Source organism: Spirosoma taeanense (assembly GCF_013127955.1).
Taxonomy (GTDB): domain Bacteria; phylum Bacteroidota; class Bacteroidia; order Cytophagales; family Spirosomataceae; genus Spirosoma; species Spirosoma taeanense.
Window position 1 is genome coordinate 3910822 of the sequence record NZ_CP053435.1, and the last position, 23803, is coordinate 3934624.

The 23803-nt window shown below is 53.5% G+C and carries 17 protein-coding genes; 9 read left to right on the top strand and 8 right to left on the bottom strand.

The genetic code is table 11. From position 1 onward, the window contains the following. Positions 1–291: 291 nt before the first annotated feature. The 4 genes from HNV11_RS16415 to HNV11_RS16430 all read left to right on the top strand — a co-directional run bounded on the left by HNV11_RS16415 (position 292) and on the right by HNV11_RS16430 (position 4656). A complete protein-coding gene (locus tag HNV11_RS16415; protein ID WP_240163497.1) occupies positions 292–1635 on the top strand; it encodes a DUF4403 family protein in 1344 nt (447 codons plus the stop codon). A gap of 115 nt (positions 1636–1750) precedes the next feature. Further along, complete coding sequence (locus tag HNV11_RS16420; protein WP_171740693.1) at positions 1751–2299, top strand: YceI family protein; 549 nt, start codon at positions 1751–1753, stop codon at positions 2297–2299. 239 nt (positions 2300–2538) lie between these two features. After that, positions 2539–3942, top strand: coding sequence for an NAD(P)/FAD-dependent oxidoreductase (locus HNV11_RS16425; protein ID WP_171740694.1), 1404 nt, complete (start codon positions 2539–2541; stop codon positions 3940–3942). Positions 3943–4134: 192 nt separating this feature from the next. Further along, positions 4135–4656: a DinB family protein gene (locus HNV11_RS16430; RefSeq protein WP_171740695.1), complete on the top strand. Its 522-nt coding sequence runs from the start codon at positions 4135–4137 to the stop codon at positions 4654–4656. Positions 4657–4676: 20 nt separating this feature from the next. Here the strand turns inward: HNV11_RS16430 and HNV11_RS16435 are convergent, their stop codons facing one another. The 3 genes from HNV11_RS16435 to HNV11_RS16445 all read right to left on the bottom strand — a co-directional run bounded on the left by HNV11_RS16435 (position 4677) and on the right by HNV11_RS16445 (position 8713). Next, positions 4677–5783, bottom strand: a complete 1107-nt coding sequence (locus tag HNV11_RS16435) for a glycoside hydrolase family 43 protein (protein WP_171740696.1) — start codon at positions 5781–5783, stop codon at positions 4677–4679. Between the two features lie 122 nt (positions 5784–5905). Continuing rightward, positions 5906–7300 (bottom strand): M16 family metallopeptidase, encoded by a 1395-nt coding sequence (locus HNV11_RS16440; RefSeq protein WP_171740697.1) that lies wholly within the window; start codon positions 7298–7300, stop codon positions 5906–5908. Between the two features lie 3 nt (positions 7301–7303). After that, on the bottom strand, positions 7304–8713 hold the full coding sequence (locus tag HNV11_RS16445; protein ID WP_171740698.1) for a M16 family metallopeptidase: 1410 nt from the start codon (positions 8711–8713) through the stop codon (positions 7304–7306). 181 nt (positions 8714–8894) lie between these two features. Here HNV11_RS16445 and HNV11_RS16450 point away from each other — a divergent pair, with 181 nt between their 5' ends. Continuing rightward, positions 8895–9392: an ankyrin repeat domain-containing protein gene (locus HNV11_RS16450; RefSeq protein ID WP_171740699.1), complete on the top strand. Its 498-nt coding sequence runs from the start codon at positions 8895–8897 to the stop codon at positions 9390–9392. A 100-nt stretch (positions 9393–9492) separates the two neighbouring features. Here the strand turns inward: HNV11_RS16450 and HNV11_RS16455 are convergent, their stop codons facing one another. The 5 genes from HNV11_RS16455 to HNV11_RS16475 form a co-directional block, all read right to left on the bottom strand. Then, complete coding sequence (locus tag HNV11_RS16455) at positions 9493–12414, bottom strand: M16 family metallopeptidase (protein ID WP_171740700.1); 2922 nt, start codon at positions 12412–12414, stop codon at positions 9493–9495. 181 nt (positions 12415–12595) lie between these two features. Further along, entirely contained in the window at positions 12596–13078 is a 483-nt protein-coding gene (locus tag HNV11_RS16460; RefSeq protein WP_171740701.1) for a hypothetical protein, read from the bottom strand. A 683-nt stretch (positions 13079–13761) separates the two neighbouring features. Beyond that, entirely contained in the window at positions 13762–14145 is a 384-nt protein-coding gene (locus HNV11_RS16465) for a hypothetical protein (RefSeq protein ID WP_171740702.1), read from the bottom strand. Between the two features lie 149 nt (positions 14146–14294). After that, complete coding sequence (locus HNV11_RS16470; RefSeq protein WP_171740703.1) at positions 14295–15893, bottom strand: N-acyl-D-amino-acid deacylase family protein; 1599 nt, start codon at positions 15891–15893, stop codon at positions 14295–14297. Between the two features lie 188 nt (positions 15894–16081). Next, positions 16082–16828 carry an SDR family oxidoreductase gene (locus HNV11_RS16475; RefSeq protein ID WP_171740704.1) on the bottom strand — a complete coding sequence of 249 codons (747 nt, stop codon included), beginning with the start codon at positions 16826–16828 and terminating at the stop codon, positions 16082–16084. Between the two features lie 245 nt (positions 16829–17073). On the opposite strand from HNV11_RS16475, the gene HNV11_RS16480 reads away from it, so the two are divergent. The 4 genes from HNV11_RS16480 (at position 17074) to HNV11_RS16495 (ending at position 23738) form a co-directional block, all read left to right on the top strand. After that, positions 17074–18129 (top strand): family 20 glycosylhydrolase, encoded by a 1056-nt coding sequence (locus tag HNV11_RS16480; protein ID WP_240163499.1) that lies wholly within the window; start codon positions 17074–17076, stop codon positions 18127–18129. Beyond that, entirely contained in the window at positions 18126–19355 is a 1230-nt protein-coding gene (locus HNV11_RS16485; RefSeq protein WP_171740706.1) for a heparan-alpha-glucosaminide N-acetyltransferase domain-containing protein, read from the top strand. The genes HNV11_RS16480 and HNV11_RS16485 overlap by 4 nt, the downstream gene beginning before the upstream one ends. A 264-nt stretch (positions 19356–19619) precedes the next feature. Then, entirely contained in the window at positions 19620–22772 is a 3153-nt protein-coding gene (locus HNV11_RS16490) for a TonB-dependent receptor (RefSeq protein ID WP_240163500.1), read from the top strand. A gap of 105 nt (positions 22773–22877) precedes the next feature. Beyond that, positions 22878–23738: a glycerophosphodiester phosphodiesterase gene (locus HNV11_RS16495; protein WP_171740708.1), complete on the top strand. Its 861-nt coding sequence runs from the start codon at positions 22878–22880 to the stop codon at positions 23736–23738. Positions 23739–23803 lie beyond the last annotated feature (65 nt).

Consider the following 23803-nt stretch of genomic DNA (forward strand, 5'->3'; position numbering starts at 1 on the left):
ATATTTAGCGCTTTCTACAGACTTTTTAAAATAGATGCCTCTTATCGTATAAAGGAATTTACAAATTCTGAATTCGAATTATCAAACTATTAGGATTAGTTGGGGTTCGTCCGTTACAATGACCGCTAACGGGTTCCTTCGGCATGGCTTCTTCTAAAACACCCCCAGGTTGGTTAAACCCCCACGGCGTATCTGAGTTTATACTACCACCTTCATTCACTTCACCCATTCGCGTCCATTCAGAATATGAGCATACGAAGTTTACTCTATCTAATCTTTTGCGGAGCCTGCATGCTCCTGCTGATTCAGTGTAAGAAAATAGATTCGGAGGCTCCCAAAGCAGAAGGATTCGATCCGCCAATTGCTCCTACTCCATCATACCTGGCTGGCACCCTTACGTTCCCCCTTAGCGAACTGCAAGCCAAGATCAACGAAACGCTGGATCCGGTCCTGGTTGGCAAAAAGTCGCAGAAAGGGCTTCGGGTATCGTTTTTTCCGTTCAGTGTTATCCGTTCGGGACCAGTCGAAATTCAGTATTCCAACCAGCAGATTCAGTTTTCGGCTCCCCTGCAGGTGCAGCTCCGCAGACCGCTGAGTTCAAAAAAAGACACAATCTCGGACAGTCCCTTTTGCGAACTGCAGGTCAATTTTATGAGCCCGCTCACGCTCACCTCCGAGTGGCGGATGAAAAGCCATGTCCATTTTGACAACTATAAATGGATCACCAAACCGAAGCTCAATATTCTGGGCATAAAAATTTCGCTGGTCAACTTCGCGCAGAAAATTCTGGATAAACACCAGACCGACATCGAAACCGCCATTGATACGGCTATCTACAAAGAACTGCGGCTCGATGAACTGGTACGTCCCATCTGGCGGGATTTGCAAAAGCCGTTGCGGATTGATAAGCAGTATGGCCTCTGGCTCATACCAAAACCGGTTCGCGTGGCTGCCAGCCCGATCAGTGGCGACAATACCCACATAACCACTCCCCTGCTCATTACGTTTAACACGGAAACCAAACTAAGCCCTGAGGAGCCCGACTACCCTGTTACGCCCCTGCCACGGTTAGAAAAACGCGAACAGATTCCTGAGCAGGCGGATCTGCATCTATTGAGTTCTATTCCCTACGCTGACATCAACCGGATGCTGGACCGCACACTGCAGAACAAGCAGATTAAGGTAGCGCTGGGCACCCTGCACGTCAACAAAGCATCCGTCTATGGCGCCCAGAACTCGATTATCGTTAAAACGGAAGTCAGCGGACTGATCGACGGAACGCTTTACCTGCGCGGGCGGCCCATGTTCGACACGACAACCAACACTCTACGGGTAAGCAATCTGGGATTTGTGAAGCAAACAGAAGAATCCCTGCCCAAAACCGTTGGTACGGATTGGCACGAAGGTCTCAGCAGCCTGCTGGAGGGACTGCTGAAAATATCCCTGGGTGATGACTTTGCCCAGTTGCCGCAGAAAATAGATAAGGCGTTTGAAGGAAGTAAAGCCGGCAAAAAGACTGATCTTGGCATCAGAACCTTTCGGTTTGTCCCCCAGAAAATTGCGGTTCGGCCAGATGGTCTTCAGGTCCTGATCAAAGTAGAATCGAAAATAGCTGTGCAGGTAAAGAATCTATAGCACTGCAGCCGAGGCCCACAAAAAAATTTCACCTATTGAAACTTTGCCGCTCAATTAAATGTATATACATTAAATACCTATACACGATATTTAAAAGCTAAATTTTCAACCTCTCATGGACGCATCAACCATTACCAACACCGTCTGGACTATTGACCCAATGCACTCAGAAGTCCAGTTTAAAGTGAAGCACCTGATGGTCTCCACCGTAACAGGCTCATTCAGCCAATTCGAAGGTCAGGTAGAAATGCCGGACGACAATTTCGAAGCGGCTACTATTACTTTCTCGGCTGACATTGACAGCATCAGCACTGGCAATGCGCAGCGCGATGAGCACCTGAAGTCTTCTGATTTTTTCGACGCCGAGCAGTTTCCCAAGCTGACCTTTGCCTCAACCCAGTTTAAGAAAACCGGCGAAGACACCTATGAACTCGCTGGCGACCTGAGTCTGCACGGCGTAACGAAGCCTGTCATCCTTAAAGCTGAATACGGCGGACAGATGCAGGATTTTTACGGCCAGACGAAGGCTGGTTTTGAGGTTTCGGGAACGATCAAGCGTAAAGAGTTTGGTCTGACCTGGGATGGCGTTACCGAAGCTGGTGGCGTAGTCGTTAGCGACGACGTCCGGTTAGTGATGAATATTCAATTGACCAAGCAGGCGTAATTCTTTATAAACGACACTGGTTAAACCGCCCTGGGGAGAGAAGTCTCCCCAGGGCGGTTTTTTGTTTAAGCCCAACCGCATATTGACCGTTCAATAATTCATCCGGCCTCTGATCACGTATCCGGCAAATTGGTTAAAAAGGATAGAATATATTTACTAACCAGCTCATTATTAGCTAGTTTACAAGTAACCTGATAGAGCTGAGTATTGTCTTATCCCTTCCTTAACCATGTCAGGTAATGAACAAACCACTTAAAGGCAATCAGGCCATCGTGATTGGTAGTAGTATGGCGGGATTAATTACCGCCCGTGTGTTAGCCGACCATTTCAGACAGGTGATACTGCTTGAGAAAGACGAGACAGATGATGAACCGAAACCCCGCAAAGGCGTACCCCAGGGTCACCACCTGCATGGGTTACTGGCGCAGGGACGCACCCTTCTGGAAACGTTTTATCCGGGTCTTGGCGACGAACTGATTGCCGATGGAGCCATAACCGGCGATATGGGCGAAAGCATGCGCTGGTATCATTTTGGCGGTTATAAAAAGAAGTTCTCCAGCGGACTAAAGGGTCTTTTGATGAGCCGCCCGCTATTGGAAATCCACGTTCGTCGGCGCACCGTACAACTGCCCAACGTTACGCTGCGTATGGGCTGCCAGGTACGGGAACTGATGACCGACGTTACGGGTCAGCGCGTTACGGGGGTCCGGCTTGAAACATTGGGTCAGGAAGTTATCCGGCGCGAAAGTCTGGAGGCCGATCTGATCGTTGATGCCAGTGGCCGGGGGTCGGCTTCCCTGCGCTGGCTGACCGCTCTGGGCTATCATAAACCACCGGAAGAAGAGGTAAAGATTGGCCTCAGCTACGCTACCCGTCTATACCGGCGGGAAGTTGACCCGCTGGGCCAAGTCGAGTTAATCATGGTAGCTCCCGAACCACCACACGACAAGCGGGGCTGCTTCGCCTTCCCGATTGAAGACAATCGCTGGATTGTCACCATGTCTGGTATACTGCATGAAAGTTGCCCGAAAGACCCGGACGCCTTTCTCGATTTTACCAAAAGCCTTTGTGCGCCCGACATTTATGAGTTACTCCAGACCAGCGAGCCCCTATCCGACATTGTTCTTTATAAATTTCCGTGTAGCCTTCGTCGGCATTATGAACAGCTCAAGGCATTTCCGGATCGTTACCTGGTTGTGGGCGACGCTGTCTGCAGCTTTAATCCAATCTTTGGGCAGGGCATGACGTCGGCGGTTCTGCAGGCCCAGACGCTCGATCGTTGCCTGCAGAATAGTAAAACGCTGGATGGCCTGTGGAAACCATACTTTAAAGCAATCGCCAAAGTGGTAGACAGTCCCTGGCAAGCCGCCACGGGCGAAGATTTTCGGTATCCCGAGGCCGAGGGGCAGCGGCCACCCGGCTTTGAACTGCTGAACCGCTATACCGAAGCCGTCCACCGTGCTACGCAGCGGGATACTGTCGTTTATAAAGCGTTTCTGGAGGTAATGAACCTGATGCGCCCACCCCAGTCGCTGATGCGACCAACTATTTTCTGGCGGGTCATGAAAGATAAAATGCTGCACCAGCGGCAGTCAAAAAATCGCCGGGAAGGCATAGCTGAAACGGTTAGCGCACCGGCCTGAGCAGTCAGCATAAAAGTCTGGCACGATGGGCAAAGACAGCCGCCGGAGACCGGCCCGTAGCGTATTGTTCTGCCTGATAGCTCACTTACCGACAGGCTTCAGAACCGGGAGACCCGCCGGCAAGTGAACTTGCGTCCCTGAAATAGACGTTATCAAACCGACAAACCATGGTCTGGCAACCTTATCTCTCCTATGGACGATCGCAAATTTCCTATTGGGCCCCTGGCAATCCAGGATAACTATTCTCCCGACGAGCTGGTGCATTTCATTGCTGTGCTGGAAAACAGCCCGGCCCTATACCGCCAGGCAGTCGAAAACCTTTCGCCCGCCGAACTGGGCCGGACCTACCGCGAAGGCAGCTGGACCGTTCAGCAGCTAGTGCATCACGTAAGCGACATCCAGCTGCTGCATTACCTCCGCATGAAAAAAGCGCTGACCGAGCCGGACTATAAAGAACTGACCCTGATCAACATGGATGGCTGGGCCGCTACGGCCGACGCAACCACCGCGCCGATTACGGACTCGCTGATGCAGTTTGAAGGCATTACCCGACGGTATGTATATCTGGCCCGCTCGCTCGATGACGAGCAGCTGGCTCTTGCCTATTACCACCCGGTACGTCAGTTCACAATTAATCAGGGGCAGGCTCTCGCCATGTCGGCCTGGCATGTACAGCACCATCTTGCCCATATTCACCTGGCTTTGGCAGAGTAGCCAACGGGCTAGTCTCCGTCTTATTTACCCATTGGCTCAATGGTTTCGATAGTGCCGTCGGGGTTGCGCTTCAGTTCGGTTACCTTGATGTTGCGCAGGTGCGTTTTGTTGGACAGTTCGGTGTCGTGGTAGAAGATGTACCACTTGCCCTTGAATTCCACAATAGAATGGTGAGTCGTCCAGCCCTGCACCGGGTTCATGATCACGCCCTGATACGTAAAGGGGCCATAAGGTGAGTCACCAACGGCATAGGCCAGGTAATGCGTATCGCCGGTCGAGTACGAGAAATAATATTTGCCGTTGTATTTGTGCATCCAGCCACCCTCAAAGAAACGCCGGTCGTGGTCGCCCGCCAGCAGCGGCTTACCGTCTTTGTCCACAATCTGAACGTCTTTCACCGGCTCGTCGAAGCGCAGCATGTCTTTGCTCAGGCGAGCCACTTTAGCACTTAAAGCGGGCTGCTTGTCGTTCTTGAGATCGGTCTCCGAGCCGTTGGCGTCGTATTTGCCGGTAGCCCACTTCTGCAGCTGGCCACCCCAGATGCCGCCGAAATACATATAGGCGTTTCCGTCAGCATCCGTAAATACGGCCGGGTCGATGCTGAAACTGCCCGGTATCGGATTGGCTTCGGCTTTGAAGGGCCCCGTCGGCGATTTGCTGGTTGCAACGCCGATGCGGAACACGTCCTGCTTGTCTTTAGCCGGAAAATAGAGGTAATACGTCCCGTTTTTAAAAGCGGCATCGGGCGCCCACATCTGCCGCCCCGCCCAGGGTACATCCTTGACGTCGATCGCCACACCATGATCGGTCACCTTGCCGTTGATGCTGTCCATCGACAGTACGTGGTAATCGCGCATGGCAAAATGACTGCCTTTGTCGTCTTCAGCTACACCAGCTTCAATATCGTGCGACGGATAGATGTAAATCCGGCCGTTGAAGACGTGTGCCGAGGGGTCGGCCGTATAGATGTCACTTACCAGAGGTTGCGACAAAAAACGCTTTCCGGTCGAATCGCCAGTTGCCGTTTCGGTCGTGTTGTTTTCTTTATTGCCCTGACAGGCCCCGAGCAGCAAGCCGGAAGTAAGTACGCAAAGCGCCCGGAGGACGCTGGTTTTGTAACGAATCATATTACCGTGTTTAGGAATTTATCGGCAATATAGACAAAGCCATTTTAGAACGTATTCCAAACGGTCAGAATCGCAGCAACCCCGGTCTCTCGCCCTCCGGACTACTCATACGCTAACAGTTTCTACTTGCTACCCGACAGTTTGCCGGCGGGTTTATACTCCGTGAGCTGACTCTCCACCTTGCTCCGATCCCCCACAACGATCATTGTCATGTTCTGCGGGTTGATGTATTTCTGGGTCAACTGCTGCACCCGCTCCGGCGTAACGGCCATTACGTTTTTAACGTAATTGGTCAGGTAGCTTTCGTCCAGCCCGTGAAAGTCAATGAACGATAGCTGGTTGATAATTCCCCCCGGGCTGGAGTTGCGCAGCACAAAAATGCCCGACTCGTAATTCTGAATACCCGTCAGCTCTGCCTTCGTCGGTGCGGTCGTGCGAAGCAGATTAACCTCTTTCAGAATTTCCCGGATCGACGCGCCCGTGTGCTCGGTCGTTACGTCGGCCCGCTCGCTCCAGGTTCCCCCGCGATAGTAGCTGCTAATTGAGCTGTAAGGCGAATAAGTATAGCCTTTGTTCTCGCGGATGTTGCTGGTAATGCGCGAGCCAAACGAGCCGCCCAGCAGTGAATTGGTCACCACCATCGGCACGTAGTCCGGTTGCGTCGGGTCAATCATGGGTAGCCCAACAATCAGGGTTGACTGCGGAGCGCTGGGCCGGTCGAGCAGGGCGAACGATTTGGCCGTGGCTGGTTTAGCGACTGGTATGTTCATCGCCGGACCTTTACGCCAGTTACCCAGCGACGACCGGATGGCTTTTTCGACGGCGTCTTTATCGAATTTACCCGATACATACACCTGCGTGCGCTGGGCACCAAACTGTGTATCGTAGAACCCTTTCACTTTGGCCAGGTCGTAGCTCGTCAGCATCTCCTCGGTTGGATAGATCCGGCCGTAGGGCTGATCGGGATACATGACAGCCGCAAATTTTTCGTTGGCCTGCGACTGGGGCCGCGATTTGTCGACGGTCAGGTCCCGTTTCAGATTAGCTTTCAGGCGTTCGAGTTCCGAAGCAGGCAGCCGGGGATTGGTCAGCACGTCGGCCAGCAAACTGACCAGCGCGGGCGCAAACTCCGACAGCACGGAGCCGGAAATAACCATCGCGCTGAAGTTCGAATAGACTGAAATCGAACCACCCATCCGGGCGGCTTCTTCCGATAGGGCCTGGGCCGTGCGGGAGGTTGTGCCCTCCTGCATAAGCTGCGCCAGCAGGTCGGACAGCCAGATTTCATTGGCCTTTTCATGCATGTTTCCCGTCCGGACAAAGATGTTCACCGTCACCTTCGGAACGTCACCATAGGGCACCAGGGAGGCTTTTAGGCCATTATCCAGCGTAATCACCTGCCGCCGGGGCAGCGTAAAATCCCGGGGTTTCCCACCCTCGGGCGGGGTCTGTTTCTGGGCCAGCATTGGGGTCGTTGCCAGGGCCAGACCCGTAAGGAGTAAGAGAAGGCGTTTCATACGTTAGTTGGCTTTCTTTGCGGGTTCGATGAACAGAAGAGTGCGGTTGGTAGGGCGTAGGTACTCGCGAACAGTACGCTGAATGACGTCGGGCGTTACCTTCCGGAATTCGTCTTCAATGGTGTTGATACGATCCGGTTTGTTATCGAACAGCGCCAGTGAGGCCAGCATGTCGGCCCGGCCAAAACCGGAACTGACGGCATCGTAGAAGTTCGAGCGCAGTTTCACCCGGGCCAGGTCCAGCTGCTGCTGCGTAACGCCGTTCTTATCCAGTTCGGCAATGGCTTTGTTCAGTTCCTGAATGACCGAATCGGCCGGCACGGTGCTGTCGTAGATCAGGTCGCCCATCCAGAGCATCGGCCCTTTGTAGTTGAACATATTACCCAGGTAGTTGATCCCGCCCGACACGTTACTGGTATAGCCTTTTTTTTGCACCAGCGCCTGATACAGTTTGCTGTCGTTCCCCTGCAGCAGGATCTGATCGAGCAGGCCCATGGCGTAATACTCGGGCGTGTTCCGTTCGGGCATCTGGTAGGCGAACGCCAGCGCAGGTTTGTTGGCCAGCGAATCTTTCTTGGTCGCCCGTTTTTCTTTCGTCTGGCGGGGTTCCGAAATATCGGGCTGAGTTGGCAGTTGCGCCGATGGAATCCCCGCAAAATACTTCTCCACAAAACCTGTGGCTTCGGCCGGGTCGAAGTCGCCGACAATGGCCAGAACGGCGTTGTTAGGCGCGTAATACGTCTTGAAAAAATTCTTTACGTCGTCTAGTTTGGCCGCGTCCAGGTCTTTCAGGTCGCCGTAGAAGTTATGGGCGTTATACCAGTTGCTGTTGGCGTACTGCGGCATATCTAGCCACGGGAAGCCACCATAGGGCGCATTGAGGACGTTGACCCGCACCTCGCTTTTCACAACGCCCTGCTGATTGGTCAGGTTGTCCTGCGTAATGGCTAGCCCTTTCATCCGGTCGGCCTCCGCCCAGAGCGCCGTTTCCAGCTTATGGGCGGGCAGCGTTTCGAAGTAGTTCGTGAAGTCGAAGCGCGTCGAGCCGTTGAGGATGCCCCCGTTTTTCTGCACCAGTTGAATAAACTCCATTTTACCCAGGTTCTGCGAACCCTGAAACATCATGTGCTCGAAGAGGTGCGCGAAGCCGGTGCGGTCTTTCGGCTCAATCCGGAAGCCGATGTTGTAGTAGACCGCCGTCGTTACTGTCGGACTGGTATGGTCGGGCGACAGGACCACCCGCAGACCGTTGTTCAGTGTATAATACTGAACCGGAATCTGAAAATCGGCCACCGGCGCTTTAGGAGCGGGGGCCGCGTTTTGTCCGTGGACGAACGGAGTCGTCAGCAAGGCCAGCAGAAAACAGCTCAGCGGTTTCCGCAGCCTGAGAATTCGTAGATAAGAAAACAGCATACGTAACAGGTTGGTGTTCCTTCCTAAAGTAAGCCGATTCTGGCTTGGTCGGCACTGTTTTGGGTTGAACGGTCATCTTTTCGGGATGAACGAAAAAAGTCAGTCCGAAAAGCCAGTATGTCTCTTTTATAGTTTACGCTATATCCGTCAACCATACCGGCGCATTCAACACAATTCACCCATGTCATTTTACTCTGCCCAACCCGAAGATTTGCTCTTCGATGCCGCCCGTAAAGGCGACGCAGCCTACCTGAAAGACCTGATTGACAACGGCACGAACATCAACATACAGAACGGCAAAGGATTTACGCCCCTGATTGTGGCGGCCTACGATGGGCATCTGGAAGCCACGCGGCTCCTGCTGGAAGCCGGCGCTTACGTCGATGTGCAGGATGTTAGCGGCAATACGGCCCTAATGGGCGTTTGTTTCAAAGGCTACCCCGAAATTGCCAAGCTCCTGATCGAACACGGCGCCGACCTGAACGTTCAGAACGGCAACGGCGGCACGGCCCTGATGTTTGCGACGCTCTTCGGCCGAAACAAGCTGGTGAAACTCATGCTTGAACACGGCGCCGATACATCTATTCGGGACATTCGTGGACTGACCGCCTATGACCTGGCCATTCAGCAGGGGAACGAAGAAGCTCTGCAGCTCTTCCAGCAGCACGGCGCAGCGTAGTATTCTCCGAACAAAGGCCCTTCAAACCAGAGCGCGACGCAGAATCGGGAGTGTATTCACCCAACTCTGCGTCGCGCTCTGCTATTTACGAACGAGTGCTCTACTTGCTTTTCTTCTTTCCGGCAGGAACGGTTTCCGACGAGGAACCAGCCCGCGCGGGGGCCGCGTCAGTCCCAGCAGCCGTAGCAACAGGGTCGCCTTCCTTATCTAACTCAACGATTTCATAGCCCAGTCGCGCCAGGCCAGGGCGGATTAGCTCTTTGTTGCCCACAACCGTAATGATCATGTTGCTGACCGGCAGACGCTTTTTGGCGATGGCATCGATCTGCGCTTTGGTAATGTTGCGCAGGATCTCGCTTTGCTGCTCCACGTAATTGCGCGGCAGATCATAGTCGATGATCCGGCCGAGGAAGTAGGCTTTTTGCAGGGACGTTTCGTAACGGAGTGCATCGACCTGACCGAGCGAGCTTTTCACGAACGCCAGTTCCTGATCGGTAATTCCGGATTTACCGTAGTTAGTAATCTCCTTGATGAACTCCACTACCGAGCTATCCGTAGCAGCTGCTTTCACCCCTGCCTGCGCCGTGAACGGACCGGGCGTTTTGGTGCTCGAAAAACCCGACCGGGCGCCGTAGGTCCAGCCTTTGTCTTCGCGCAGGTTCATATTGATGCGGCTGTTGAACGCACCACCCAGCATGTAGTTGGCCAGCACAGTCCGGTAGTACTCGCCCGTTGCATCGTAGGGCATATCGGTGAGGTAACCCACGCGAATCTCCGACTGGGCGGCTTTTTCCTTATCGATCAGGTAAATGCGCGTTTTGTCGATTTTCCGGGTCGCGGCCGTTTTCGGCAGCGTTACGGGTTTGGCCGTCCATTTGTTCAGGAAAGCCAGTTTGGGCACCACAGCCGCCTGCTCTACGTCGCCGACGATGACCAGGTTCGTTACCGACGGCGAAAGCGAGTTTTTGTAAAACGTCTTTACGTCGTCGAGCGTAATGGCCTCAACGGTTTTGGTCGTACCACTCACCGGCACTGCCCGGATGTTACCGGCACCGTAGAGCAGTTTGTTGTAGGCTTTGTTGGCGATCACTACCGGCTGCGTGCTCTGGTTAGCAATCAGCTCCAGTTGCTGCTTCTTGAGCCGCTCGAAATCATCGGCTGCAAACTTGGGCCGCAGAAGCTTTTCCTCCAGCAGCGCCAGCGTGGAATCCAGATTTTTGGTCAGCGATTCAACCGAGATATTGATTTCTTCGGTGCTGGCCCGGATGTCTATACTGGCACCCAGCTTTTCGAGCTTTGTATTCAGTTCTTCGTTCGAAAAGTTCTGCGTGGCCTCGTTCATCAGCGCAGCCGTCAGCTGGGCAATGCCCGCTTTTGACGGATCGCTGGCCGATAGCAGGTGCCCGCCCTTAATGCTGAACAGCATCGTTACGGTTGGAATCTCGTCATTACGCGTGCCGATTACGTTCAGGCCGTTCGCCAGTTTATCGGTCCAGAACGGTGGCACTTTTAGGGCCGGGTTCGGGCCGGGGCCGGGTTTAACCTGCCGGTCGAAGCTGTCCTTCGCTTTGGTATAGGTCAGGCCCTTATAGCCATAGTCCGGGGCCTGATAACCCGCCGTCGAAACCGTGTAGTTGTCTGGTTTCGCAACGATCTCGGCTTTGCCTTTCGGGTAAACCGTCAGCAGAACGGCATTTTTGCCTTTGATATACTGGTTATACACCCGCATCACATCGGCTTTGGTTACGCTCCGGTAGCGTTTAAACTCCTGCGGGAGGTAGTTGGGCGTTCCGAGATAGGTCTGGAAAGCTGCCAGCTGCGACACCTTGCCGGACACACTCGCCAGGTCGCCGATGAGCTGGGCCTCGCGGGTGGCGGTAAATTGAGCAATATCGTCGTCAGTAACGCCCCGACGCTCAAACTCGCTCAGCGTCCGGCGTACAATCGCTTCGGTGCTATCTAACCGCTTATCGGGGAACGGCAATACCGTCAGCGCGAACTGACCGGCCAGTTCGGAGGTCGGGTGCGACGCACTCGCCTGAACAGCCAGCTGATTTTTGACCAGATTCTTGTAGAACAGCGAGTTCTTGCCCCCGCCTAAAATTTCGGCCAGCGCATCGAGAGGAGCCTCGTCGGGGTGGTAGTTCGGCACCGTCGGAAACACGATCTGCAGCATTGGGAAGCGCACGTTGTCTTCGTAGGATACGTACCGGTCTTTGTCGAGTACCGGCGTTGGCACCTGCGTTTTGGTCACCTCAGGACCGCGCGGAATCGAGCCGAAATACTTCTCAGCCAGCGCCACGACCTGTTTGGGCGTTACGTCGCCCCCCACCGTCAGCACGGCATTATTAGGGCCGTACCAGCGCAGAAAGAAGTTCTTCAGATCGTTAACATCCACCCGGTTCAGGTCTTCGATATAGCCGATGGTGAGCCAGGAATACGGGTGGCCGTAGGGATACAGGTTTTTGGCAACCGTTTCGCCCGCCAGACCATAGGGCCGGTTGTCGTAGTTCTGTCCCCGTTCGTTCTTGACGGTCGCCCGCTGAATCTCAAATTTCTTCTGCGTAACGGCATCGAGCAGAAACCCCATCCGGTCGGCTTCGAGCCAGAGCGCCCGCTCAAGCTGGTTGCTGGGCAGGGTTTCGTAGTAGTTCGTGCGGTCGCGGTTGGTCGATCCGTTCAGCGTGCCGCCCGACTCCGTAACGATCTTGAAGTGCTCATCGTCGGCGACGTGGTCGGAGCCCTGGAACATCATGTGCTCGAAGAAGTGCGCAAAGCCCGACTTACCGATTTCCTCCCGGGCCGAACCCACGTGGTAGGTTACGTCGACATGCACAATAGGGTCAGAATGGTCTTCATGAACGACGACCGTCAGGCCATTGGGCAGAACGTATTTCTCGTAGGGAATCAGGAGTTCTTTTCCCTGCCGCTGCACTTTCTCAACCAGCTTCGTTTGCGAATACGCAGCACCCGCTACCAGCCAGATTAGTAGTGTTGAGAAGCAAATAATTGTTTTTTTCATATAAGCAGATTGACGACAAGGTTGTAAGTTACGCAGATACGCTATAGCTAATGAGTACGTATCCGGCGAAATTCTCTGGTTTTTTGATAAAAGGTTTTTTTGCAGGCTGACTGGTTTTTCGAAACCTGCTGCAGGCGAGCGCCCGGCTTTAATGCGTCTATCTAAGCTACTCAGGCAGACGTCATTTTACCGTAAACCTGAATTTGCCTTCAGTCAGGGTATGGTCTTTGGAGAGAAGCTGCCGGACGCCCGTCGCCGTTTTATACTCCTCGATATTCTTCAGCGTAAAAGTTCCTTCCACAGTCCCTCCTTTTGCCGACTCTACCTTGGTCAGTTCAGCTTCACCGGCTATGCCCGTAACGGGAGTCTCATAAGCAGAATTCTGGGCATACGTAAAGAGGAAGAACGGCCGGTTTGTTACATCAGATACTGAATAGCTATACTTGCCCACCTTGAACGGTGTCTTGCTGATCAGCTGGAGATTGACGGTCTGGCTGGCTGGTGCCGAATGGGCTACCATACTGATCTGGTACAGGGGTAAGGCTGGCGTACTGGTCATAGCCAGGGCCGTCGAGGTAACGCCTATCTTTTCGACATACTGGTACGGTTTGCCGTCTAACTTAAATTCGATATAATCACCTCCGCCTACTGCGGGATTATTCATAACATCCGTTTCTTTCTTACAGGCAACTAAAGATAGCACACTGATAGCCAATAAACTATATTTCATAGTGTAGTGTAAATTAAGGTGCGATCATTCGTTTAACATTATACTATTGCTATTAGTCGCCAGTTGACGTACTGCCAGCTCGATAGCTTGCCCTCTGCAGCGAGGGTTTGGGCAGTAGTCCGGCCAATACCACGACTCGGTACCGGTAATGAGTACAGTTTTAGGCAGCGTATCGGGGTTATTCGGTGTAGCTAAACAACTGGAACAATGCTTGTTAACTGCTGCATACTACGTAAATCCCGGCGTATATATAATAGAACTAAGCGGTTATTTTTTTGAGGGCTTATATACCAATTTACACAATAGCCCTTCGGGCGGAATTCTAGGGACTGCTATTTTTATTCAAACAAAAAGCCCCTTAAAATTGAGAGGCTTTTTGTTTTAGCAGTTCGACTGAAGCCAAGCAGTAAATTCCTTTTTAGTTACTCCCATTGTTCGCAAATTAGTTTCAATATGGAACAAGGGGATTTCTTTTTCGGCTCCTCGGAAGATAACGGCGCGAAACACACCGGCTTTAGTCCATTTATCGTGGGAGGCTTCAGTTGATTTGTAGCACTACCCCTGTGATTACAGAAATTTAATCCAACACGATACTTTTACCGACCTTAATTGCCCCATTACGCCGTTACGTATTTCTCATGAAACTCTGTTTCGGCAGGTAGATTAAAGTTTTCAGCAATCTTGTCTAAACTAAAGTGTTCGGTGTTCAGTAATTGCTTATCCAGAAAAGGACGGCGCTCCCAGCCAAATTCACGCAGTTCTGCCATCACCTGCGCTTCGGTCATTTGCCGTAAACTATCAATATAGTCTTTCAGCACCACTTCAATCAGCATATAAAAAGCTTCTTGTTCGGTTTTGCCGTAACCAGACAAATTCAAGGACGGTATGTAGGCAATTTCATAATCGCCGTCCTTGAACGTTACGACACGCAGAAAGGCTCTGCCTGGCTTATCCTTCTTGGCAAAGTTGATTTTGATGTATTCATGTTGATTGCTAACCATACACAATCCTTTTTATAAGAGGACTTAACGCGGACTGCAAAACTAAAACAAACATATAGCACTTTTATATTCCACAAGCGGACAAATTGTTCAGGCAGCACTTTTGGTTTATGGGGTCCTAACGAATACGTTAACAGCAACTTATCTGCCTATCTCTGTGCGACGGGCTGATATCCTTTGCCCATCAATATCTGACCGGGGCGACGGCCGGTATGTTTGCCGTTTTCTATGACCGGCACGCCATTAACCAGTACGTAGGAAAAGCCGGTTGCATACGCGTGGGGCGATTCGTATGTAGCCGCGTCGCCCACTGTTTTTTCATCGAAAATGACAACATCGGCGGCATAACCGGGACGGAGCAGCCCCCGGTCGGCAAAGCCAAACCGCTGAGCCGGCAGCGAGGTCATCCGGCGAATGGCGTTTTCCAGCGGAATAATCTGCTGCTCGCGAACGTAACGACCCAGCACCCGCGAATTGGTCCCGTAGGCCCGTGGATGCGGCACACCCGAGTTAAACCTGGCGACACCGGCATCGGAAGCGATCATTGTGTTCGGATAGCGCATGATCGCCGTAACGTCCTCCTCCGACATGGTGTGGTAAACCATCTGGATTCGTTTCATACCCGCTTTTTCCAGGAGATCCATAATCAGGTCTGCTTCCGCTTCGGCACTTTTTTTACGGCCCATCTTCTGGTTTATTTTGCTGATGCTCAACCCATTCAGGGTAGTATCGGCGGCAAAACTGGCGACAACGGCATAGTCGAAGTCTTTCCGGCCGTTCGTTTTCAGCGCTTCAAGCATCTCCCTGCGGATTTTAGCTCGGGTTGCCGGGTCACGAAAGCGGACCAGCACCAGCGAATCGCTGTCGGCCAGCGCCCAGGCGGGAACAATGCTTTGCAGGGACGTACTGGAAGCCGTATAGGGGTATTGATCAACCGTAACGTCGATGCCTTCTCTTCGGGCCGCTTCGACCAGCGCAATCGTTTGCGCGCTCCCACCCCACAGCGGCTTACTGGCTACCTTGAAATGCGAAATCTGAACGGGCAGGTGAGCCTCGCGGCCAATCTGAATCGCTTCGTTGATGGCCGTCGTCACGTCCTGTCCTTCATTCCGGATGTGTGACGCATATACGCCCCCATAGCGGGCCACCTGTCGGGCCAGGTTAACAATCTCAGGCGTTTTGGCGTAGGTGCCGGGCGTATAAATCAACCCCGTCGCCAGTCCCACCGCGCCGTCTTTCATGGCCTGTTCGACCAGAGATTCCATCTCGGCCTGTTCGCGCGCAGTGGGCTCCCGGAACGCCGTTTTCATAACCCGGAGCCGGAGTGAGTTGTGCCCGATCAGCGAGGCCAGGTTAGGCGAGATTCCCACCGCACCCAAGGTGTCGAAATACGCCCGCAGGTTAGTGCGGGAGGTACCGCAGTTACCGGTAACGAGCGTGGTTACCCCGTCGTACAGAAAATTTTCGGCACCGGGCCGATCTTCCAGGCCACCCTCAACGTGCGTGTGGACATCGATAAAGCCCGGCGCTACAATCTGCCCTTTGGCGTCAATCTGGGTTTTTGCGTCCGTAGCCGGAATCATTCCGATCCGGGCGACCTTGCCCTCTTTAATAGCGACATCGGCATAATACCAGGGGTTACCGGAGCCATCAACAACCCGACCATTGCGAATAACCAAGTCGTAAGACTGCGCAAGAAGCGTTTGAGTGGCCAGACAGCCGGCAATGAGCAGAGCGAAACAGTTCATAAGAAGGCGGTTAGGGTGTCTAATCTACAAAATACGTTCGTTCAAACACCAGCGGCCCCGCTTCAACTTACTTCTGTTCTATTTTTGGCGGATAAAGCAATAAAATGAAGCTCTAAAAACGCAAAATGGGGATGGTTGCGCCCGAACGTAAGCTGCATCCACCCCCATTTTCTTCGATTAAGAACTCTCTACTTGCCGCCCGGCCGCGTCGGACGTACCTCTACTTTGCTCGGCAGCGTGCGCGGGTTCATTTTGAGCAGGTCATACACCAGTTCACCAATGTCTTCGGGCTGGATTTTCCAGGCGTCTTTCTCGCTCGGCTGGTTGTCGCCGAATTCCGTAGCGACCGAGCCGGGCATGATGGTCGATACTTTAATGCCCTCACTCCGCAGATCCAGCATGATGGCCTGCGTGAAGCCAACCAGACCAAACTTGCTGGCGTTGTAGGCAGAGCCTTTCTCAAAGAAGTTCGTACCGGCCAGACTCGCAATTGTGATGAAATACCCCTGCGATTCTTTCAGCGCGGGCAGGCTTGCTTTGGCGGTATAGAATACGCCTGTCAGGTTAATGTCGATGGTTTCGTGCCACTGCTCCGGGGTCATGTCCTGAATTGGTGCGAAGTGACCCACGCCCGCGTTGGCGATGACGTAATCCAGCCGCCCCCACTGCTTCAGAATGGCGTCGACAACCTGCTGCTGCGAGGCCAGGTCGCGCACGTCGGCGGCCATACCCAGGGCCGATCCGACGGGTTTATTGGTATCGGACGTATGCCCCGGCTTGATTTCGTTGAGCCGGGCCGCGGCTGCTTCGGCTGCTTCCTGCGAACGGCTGGTCACCGCCACGTTGATACCCGCTTTGATGAGAACTTCGGCTACGCCATACCCTATGCCCTTTGAGCCGCCTGTAATGAGGGCCGTTCTGATGTGATCTGCCATGAATACTGTATACTAAATTGGTAAAAATTGGCCTGTATAACCTGGGGCGATAACTCCGCCACCAGCCCGAAAGTTTTGAGGATAAAGTAACGTAAGGCGCGTATCGGCTTTATCTAAAAACCAAATTCGGCAAAGAAATTTGCTTTTGTTTGCGTACAGACCGATTCCAGACCCTACTCGCCTTTCTGATGAAGTTGTCCATCACGGCCCTCCTGTTCGTTCTTCTGACGTTTAGTACGTCCCTTTTGGCTCAGTCTAGAATCGACAGCCTTCTGCCCGTGCGGGGCTTCTGCATTGCGGCTCCCCAGCCCAAGCAGCTCGATACGTTTCTGAAATTCATTAACGAAGAGCTGGCTCCGCGACAGGTCAATACGCTGATTCTGCGCGTCGATTTCAACTATGAATACGACAGCCACCCCGAACTCCGCGACAGTATTGCTCTGTCCAAACGGGAGGTTAAGAAGCTGGTGAAAGCCTGCCAGAAAAACGGTATCCGGCTCATTCCGCAGATCAACCTGCTCGGCCATCAGTCGTGGGCCAGCACAACCCACAAACTGCTGAGCGTTTACCCGGAGTTCGACGAAACCCCGCACGTCAAAATGCCCGAGAAATACGTCTGGCCAAACCCCGACGGGCTGTACTGCAAGAGTTACTGTCCGCTGCATCCGGGCGTTCATGCGGTGGTGTTTGCGCTGGTCGATGAGATTTGCGATGTTTTTGAAGCCGACGCCTTTCACGCGGGCATGGATGAGGTCTTTTACATCGGCGACGACAACTGTCCGCGCTGCTCGGGCCGCGACAAAGCCGAACTGTTTGCGGGTGAAGTGACCGAGATCCGGAATCATCTGGCGCAGAAAAACCGGAAGCTCTGGATGTGGGGCGACCGGCTGCTGGATGGCAAAACAACCGGCCTCGGTATGTGGGAGGCTAGCTTCAACAACACGCACCGGGCCATTGACCTGATCCCGAAAGACGTCATGATTTGCGACTGGCACTACGAACGCCCTGACCAGACCGCCATTTATTTCGCTATGAAAGGGCTGAGCGTGCTGACCTGTCCCTGGCGAAAGCCGACTTTTGCCGTTTCCCAGACCCAGGACATGCTCAGGTTCCGGCGAACGGCTACCCCGCCCATGAAAGAGCGGTTTCAGGGTATGATGCAGACAGTCTGGTCAGGCGCAGGACCGTTTCTGGATGAGTTTTACGGTAAGAAGGTGAATCCGGAAGCCAGGGAGAATACAGCCAGCAACTGTTTCAGAACGCTGTTCGACGAAATCAAACGCATTGAAACCACCCCATGATTGACACCCACGCCTTTAACCAGACGCTCCCCACGGCAGCGCACCGGTCCGACCGCATTTACTCTATCGACGTGTTCAGAGCATTGACCATGCTGCTGATGATTTTCGTGAATGACCTCTGGACCCTCTCGGGCATTCCGGCCTGGCTCGAACATTCGCGGGCCGATCAGGATTTTCTGGGCTTTGCCGATACCATCTTCCCAGGCTTTCTGTTCATCGTGGGCATGTCGATTCCCTTCGCCATTCGGCAGCGCCTGGCCAAGGGCGAATCGACTCCGGAGATTGTCAGGCATATTGGCGTTCGCTCGGCAGCCTTGCTGATTATGGGGGTTTTTACGGTCAACGTGCCGGAGCTGAATGAGCAGGCCACCGGCCTAAGCAGCGAATGGTTTCAGATTCTGATGGTGATCGGGTTCTTTCTGATCTGGAACGTTTATCCCAAACGCGACGATTCCCGGAAATGGCTCTTTACCGGACTGCAACTCCTGGGCGTGGGTGTATTACTGGTGCTGGCCTTTACGTTCCGGGGAGGTGACAGCGCGGGCCGGATGATGCCGCATTGGTGGGGGATTCTGGGGCTCATTGGCTGGACGTACCTAACTTGCGCCCTCATCTACCTGTTCGCGCACAAACGGCCGGTTCTGCTGGGGCTGGCCTGGGCCTTTTTCAGCCTGCTGACCATTGCGGGACATGCGGGCTGGCTTCGCGACCTCTGGCCCGACGGTCCGCGCGACTGGATTCTGGGTAACGGCGCTTTTCAAAGCTTTACGTCCGCCGGAATCCTGGCTACGCTCCTGCTGACGCATTTTCGCACTACCGGCCAATCTCGGCGTTTACCCCTCCTTTTAGTCGCAATTGGTGTTTTGCTGGTGCTGGCCGGACTGGTGTCGCGCCAGTTCTTCATCATTTCCAAGATTCAGGCGACGCCCACCTGGGTGTTTTTATGCACGGGTATCGCTTTCATAGCTTATGCAGGCATTTACTCTCTGGTCGATCAGCAGCACAAAGCCCATTGGTTCGCCCCCATCAAACCGGCTGGTACCAGCACACTGACCTGCTATCTGATTCCGTATGTGTATTACAGCCTGGCCGACCTGTCGGGCCTATCGCTCCCCGCCGGGTTGACGTTCGGCCTGGCAGGCCTGGTGAAATCCCTGCTGTTTGCCTTCCTCATTATTGGTATCACGGCCATTCTGGGCCGATTTAAGATCCGGCTTAAGGTGTAATTGACATCGTTAGCCGTACACACATCCGACTAACCATTATTTTTTAATTATTTGAAGATAAATTAAAACGAAAGTACGATATTACACAAAGATAACTTCTAGGTCACAAATGGTCGCTGAGGGGCTTCAAACGTTACAAATCCATAACGGCTGGGTAACGCCGGGTTAATAATGTTGTCTTCTCTTTGCACCAGTAAAATGTTCTCTCCTTATATGAACCGACATCTATTTTCGCTTCTTTTTTTCCTGCTGTGTACCTGTTTTATGCTTCATAGAACACAGGCGCAAACTACGCAGGCTTCCATTTCCGGCCTTATCTCCGACAATCAGAAAAGTCCGCTTCCGGGTGCTACCGTTCAGGTCCGGAACGAGTCGACCGGCTTTACAACCGGCACCGTAACCAATGTTCAGGGCGAATACCTCTTTAAAGAATTGCCGTTGGGCGGGCCCTACACCATCCGCGTTAGCTACGTCGGCTATGGCGAGCAGAAACGAACCGGGTATATGCTCAACCAGGGCGACGCCATTCGGATCAACCTGACCATGCAGGCAAGTGGCCAGGAACTGGAAGTGGTTCAGGTAGTGGCTTCAGGCCTGAAAAACAAAACAGAAAACTTTGGAGCCGCTACGGCCGTAACGGCCAAATCGATTGCTACGCTGCCGGTCAACGGCCGGAATTTCACGACCCTAGTCGACCTGTCGCCGTTGAGCCGTGGGGGAAGCATTTCCGGCCAGCTGGGTTCGTCGACCAACTACACCATCGACGGCATGACGGCCAAAAACCCGACATCAGCCGGCTCAACCACCAGCCGCAGCGGAGCGCCTTATTCGATTTCGATCGAGGCCGTCCGTGAGTTCAAAGTAATCACCAACCAGTACGACGTTGTCTACGGGCGCGCAGGGGGCGGCCTGGTCAGCGCGGTAACCAAGGCGGGTACGAACACCTTCAGCGGCAGCGCGTTTAACTATACCCGCGCCAACTGGCTGTCGAGTCCGTACGACATCCGCGGAAACCGACGGAACAATAAATTCGCCACCAACCAGTATGGTTTCGCTCTGGGTGGACCAATCATCAAAGACAAGCTTCATTTCTTTGTGGTCTGGGACCACCAGCAGGATTCACGGCCGCTGATTATCGCGGACGTACAGACCCCCGCCGATGAAAACCGGTTCAACGTGACCCGAACTACCCTCGACCGGTTCGTTGACATTGCCCGGCGTCAGTACGGCGTTGCCAATACGCAGCAGTACGGGACGTTCGACAAAGCCCGCGGTTCGGATGCCGCCTTTGCCCGGATCGACTGGCAGATTAATTCGAAAAACCTGCTGACGATTCGCAACAACTTCACCAGCGACCGCAACAAGCTGGGCCTGCAGGATAACACATCCGTCAACATCTTCGAGTCATACGGAAACGATTTCAACGTTGATAACAGCCTGCTGGCTACGCTTCGTACGTCGCTAAGTCCGCGGATCACTAACGAACTGAAGGTTCAGTACCTGTACACCTACCAGAAAAGCAGTCCCGGCGATCAGCTACCAGCCGCCAACATTCCGCGCGCCATTGTTGAAAACGTAACTTCAACGATTGACGGAGCCAGCCGCTCGACCAACATTCAGATGGGTGGCCATCGCTTTGCGCAGGAAGGTTTTACGAACAACGTAGTTCAGCTGGTCAATAACCTGTACTACAATACCGACAAGATTCAGTACACCTACGGCGTGGATCTGATGTATACCCATGCCAAGTCCCTGTACGGCAGCGAGGTGAACGGACGTTTTCACTACACGGTCGATGCCGCGGCTGGCCTGACCGCCCTCGATAAATTTGAGCGTCTGCAGCCCTATCGCTACTACCGCGAAGTGCCGCTGGTGGCCGACCCAACCGTGTATGGTAACACCCTGAATGCGGGTGCTTATGGCCAGTTAAGCACGAACCTGGCGCGGGGCCTGAATATGACCGCCGGCCTGCGTTTTGACTACGCAGTCTACCCAAAGGCGCAGTTTAACCAAGTGGTTTTCGACGAGTTAAAACTTCGCACCGACAATCAGCTCAAATCGTTTGTGGCCCAGCCTCGTTTGCAGTTAACCTGGGATATCAACGAAGCCCACAGAGACTTTGTGCGCTTCGGCGCAGGGGTGTTCGCGTCGGATATCAATAACTACGCGATCATTAACAACCTGACGTTTGACGGTAAACACCTGGCTACGGTCGACGTCCGGGCTCCGAATATCCCAACGCCGGACTTTGCCGCTTACCGGAACAACTACGCCAGCATTCCGTCGTTAGCCGCTTTCCAGCTGCCAACCATCAACCTGACGGGTAAAGATGCCCGGGTACCGGTGATGTATAAAGCTAACCTCTCCTATAGCCGCTTCCTGACCGACAAGCTGAAGGTAGGCATTTCGGGCTTTATGACCCTGGGCCGGAACAACTATATGTACGTAGACCGGAACATGGTGGCCGATCCTTATTTCCGCCTGGCGAACGAAGACAACCGGGGCGTTTATGTTCCCCTCAGTTCAATGCCCGCCAACGGCGCAGGCGACTGGCTGCAGGGCCGGATCAGCCAGAAGCTAGGTCGGGTGCTGGAGCTGAACAGCGCGGGCAAAGTGAACCAGTTCGCCGTTGTAGCCGACGTAACGTATCAGTACTTCCGGGATGCCGAAATATCGGCCAGCTACACCTGGAACGACACCCGCGACAATGTTTCGTATAACGGAAACGTAGCCAATACCGCTACGCTGGTGCTGCCGGTGAAAGATGATCCACGGAACCTAAGCCGCATAACGTACTCGGATAACCAGTTCCGCCGGAAGGTCGTCGTTTACGGTACAGCGCCCAGTTTCTACGGCGTTACCATAGGTGTTCGCTACTCCGGTATTGGCGGCACGCGCTACTCGCTTCTGTCGGGGGCCAACAGCAACGCCGACTTTGTGTCGGGCACGAACGATCTGGCCTATATTTTCGACCGGAACAACGAGTCAGTACCGGCCAATGTCAGAACGGGACTGCAGGCTATCCTGGACAACCCGAACGCCAGCCAGAGCATCAAAGATTATATCAACGCCTACTCCGGCAAAATTGCCGAACGAAACGGCGGTATCAACGGCTTTTACGGGGTGTTCGATATTCGGGCCAGCAAACGGTTCCGACTCTATAAAACGCACGCCATTGAGGTATCGGCCGATATTTTCAACTTTGCGAACTTCCTCAACAAAAGCTGGGGCGTAAACCAGTCGCTGGGCACGCAGGCGCTATACGCCCTGGGTATTCCGGCCACCAGCACCAGCCCGGCCGTTGCCGGATTCGACCGGACCAATCAGCGGTTCGTGTACCGGGTCAACACGGCAGGGGTTGTGTCGCCATCGGGTGATCCGTACCAGATTCAGTTAGGCGCACGGTATAGTTTTTAAGACGTTTGTCTGTATGTATCATTTGTAGTCACTGGTAAGTCCTTAATGGTCATTTACCACGAATGGCTCTCCAATGACTACGAATAACCCATTAAATACCCATCTATGAAAAGCATAGTTTTATTCGGTCTGCTGTTGAGTTCTCAGATGCTCCTGGCGCAGGGACAGCTGAATCGGCAGGGACACCGGGGCACCCGGGGGCTGATGCCGGAGAATACCATTCCAGCCATGAAAAAAGCGCTCGATCTGGGCGTGCAGACGCTGGAACTGGACGTGGTCATTTCAAAAGACAACCAGGTGGTGGTTTCCCACGACCCCTATATGTCGGCCGATATTTCGCTGAAGCCAGACGGTACTCCGGTTACCGCCGATGAGCAGAAGAAGATCAACCTGTACCAGTTGACCTACGATGAGATTAAGACATACGACGTGGGCAGCAAACCGCATCCTCTATTCAAAGAGCAGCAGCACTTTCGGGCCTATAAGCCGCTGCTGGGGGAGTTGCTCGACTCCGTAGCCGCCTATGTGAAGGCTAAAGGTCTGCCGCAGCCAAGCTTCAACATCGAGATCAAGTCATCGCCGGCTACCGACAATGTGTATCATCCGGCTCCGGAAGAGTTTGTGCGGCTTGTTCTGCCAATCTGCCAGCAAAAGCTCGGCAATCGGTTTAATATTCAATCGTTCGATGCCCGGCCATTGCAGTTGATTCACAAACAGGCTCCCACTGTTCGGCTGGCTTATCTTACGGCTAACACAAAATCGGTGGCTGAAAATCTGGCCACGCTGGGCTTCAAACCGTATGCCTACAGCCCCTATTACAAAGGCGTGACGGCCGAAACCGTCAAAACCTGCCATGAGCAGGGTATACAGATTATTCCCTGGACGGTGAACACCAAACCCGAAATTGAGAGTCTGGTGCAGTTAGGCGTCGATGGCATCATCACCGATTACCCGAATCTATTCTAATTGACCCGACAATCAGGGGGCCTCATTCATGCACAAAGCCGCGCCCCAACGCGGCTTTGTGCGTT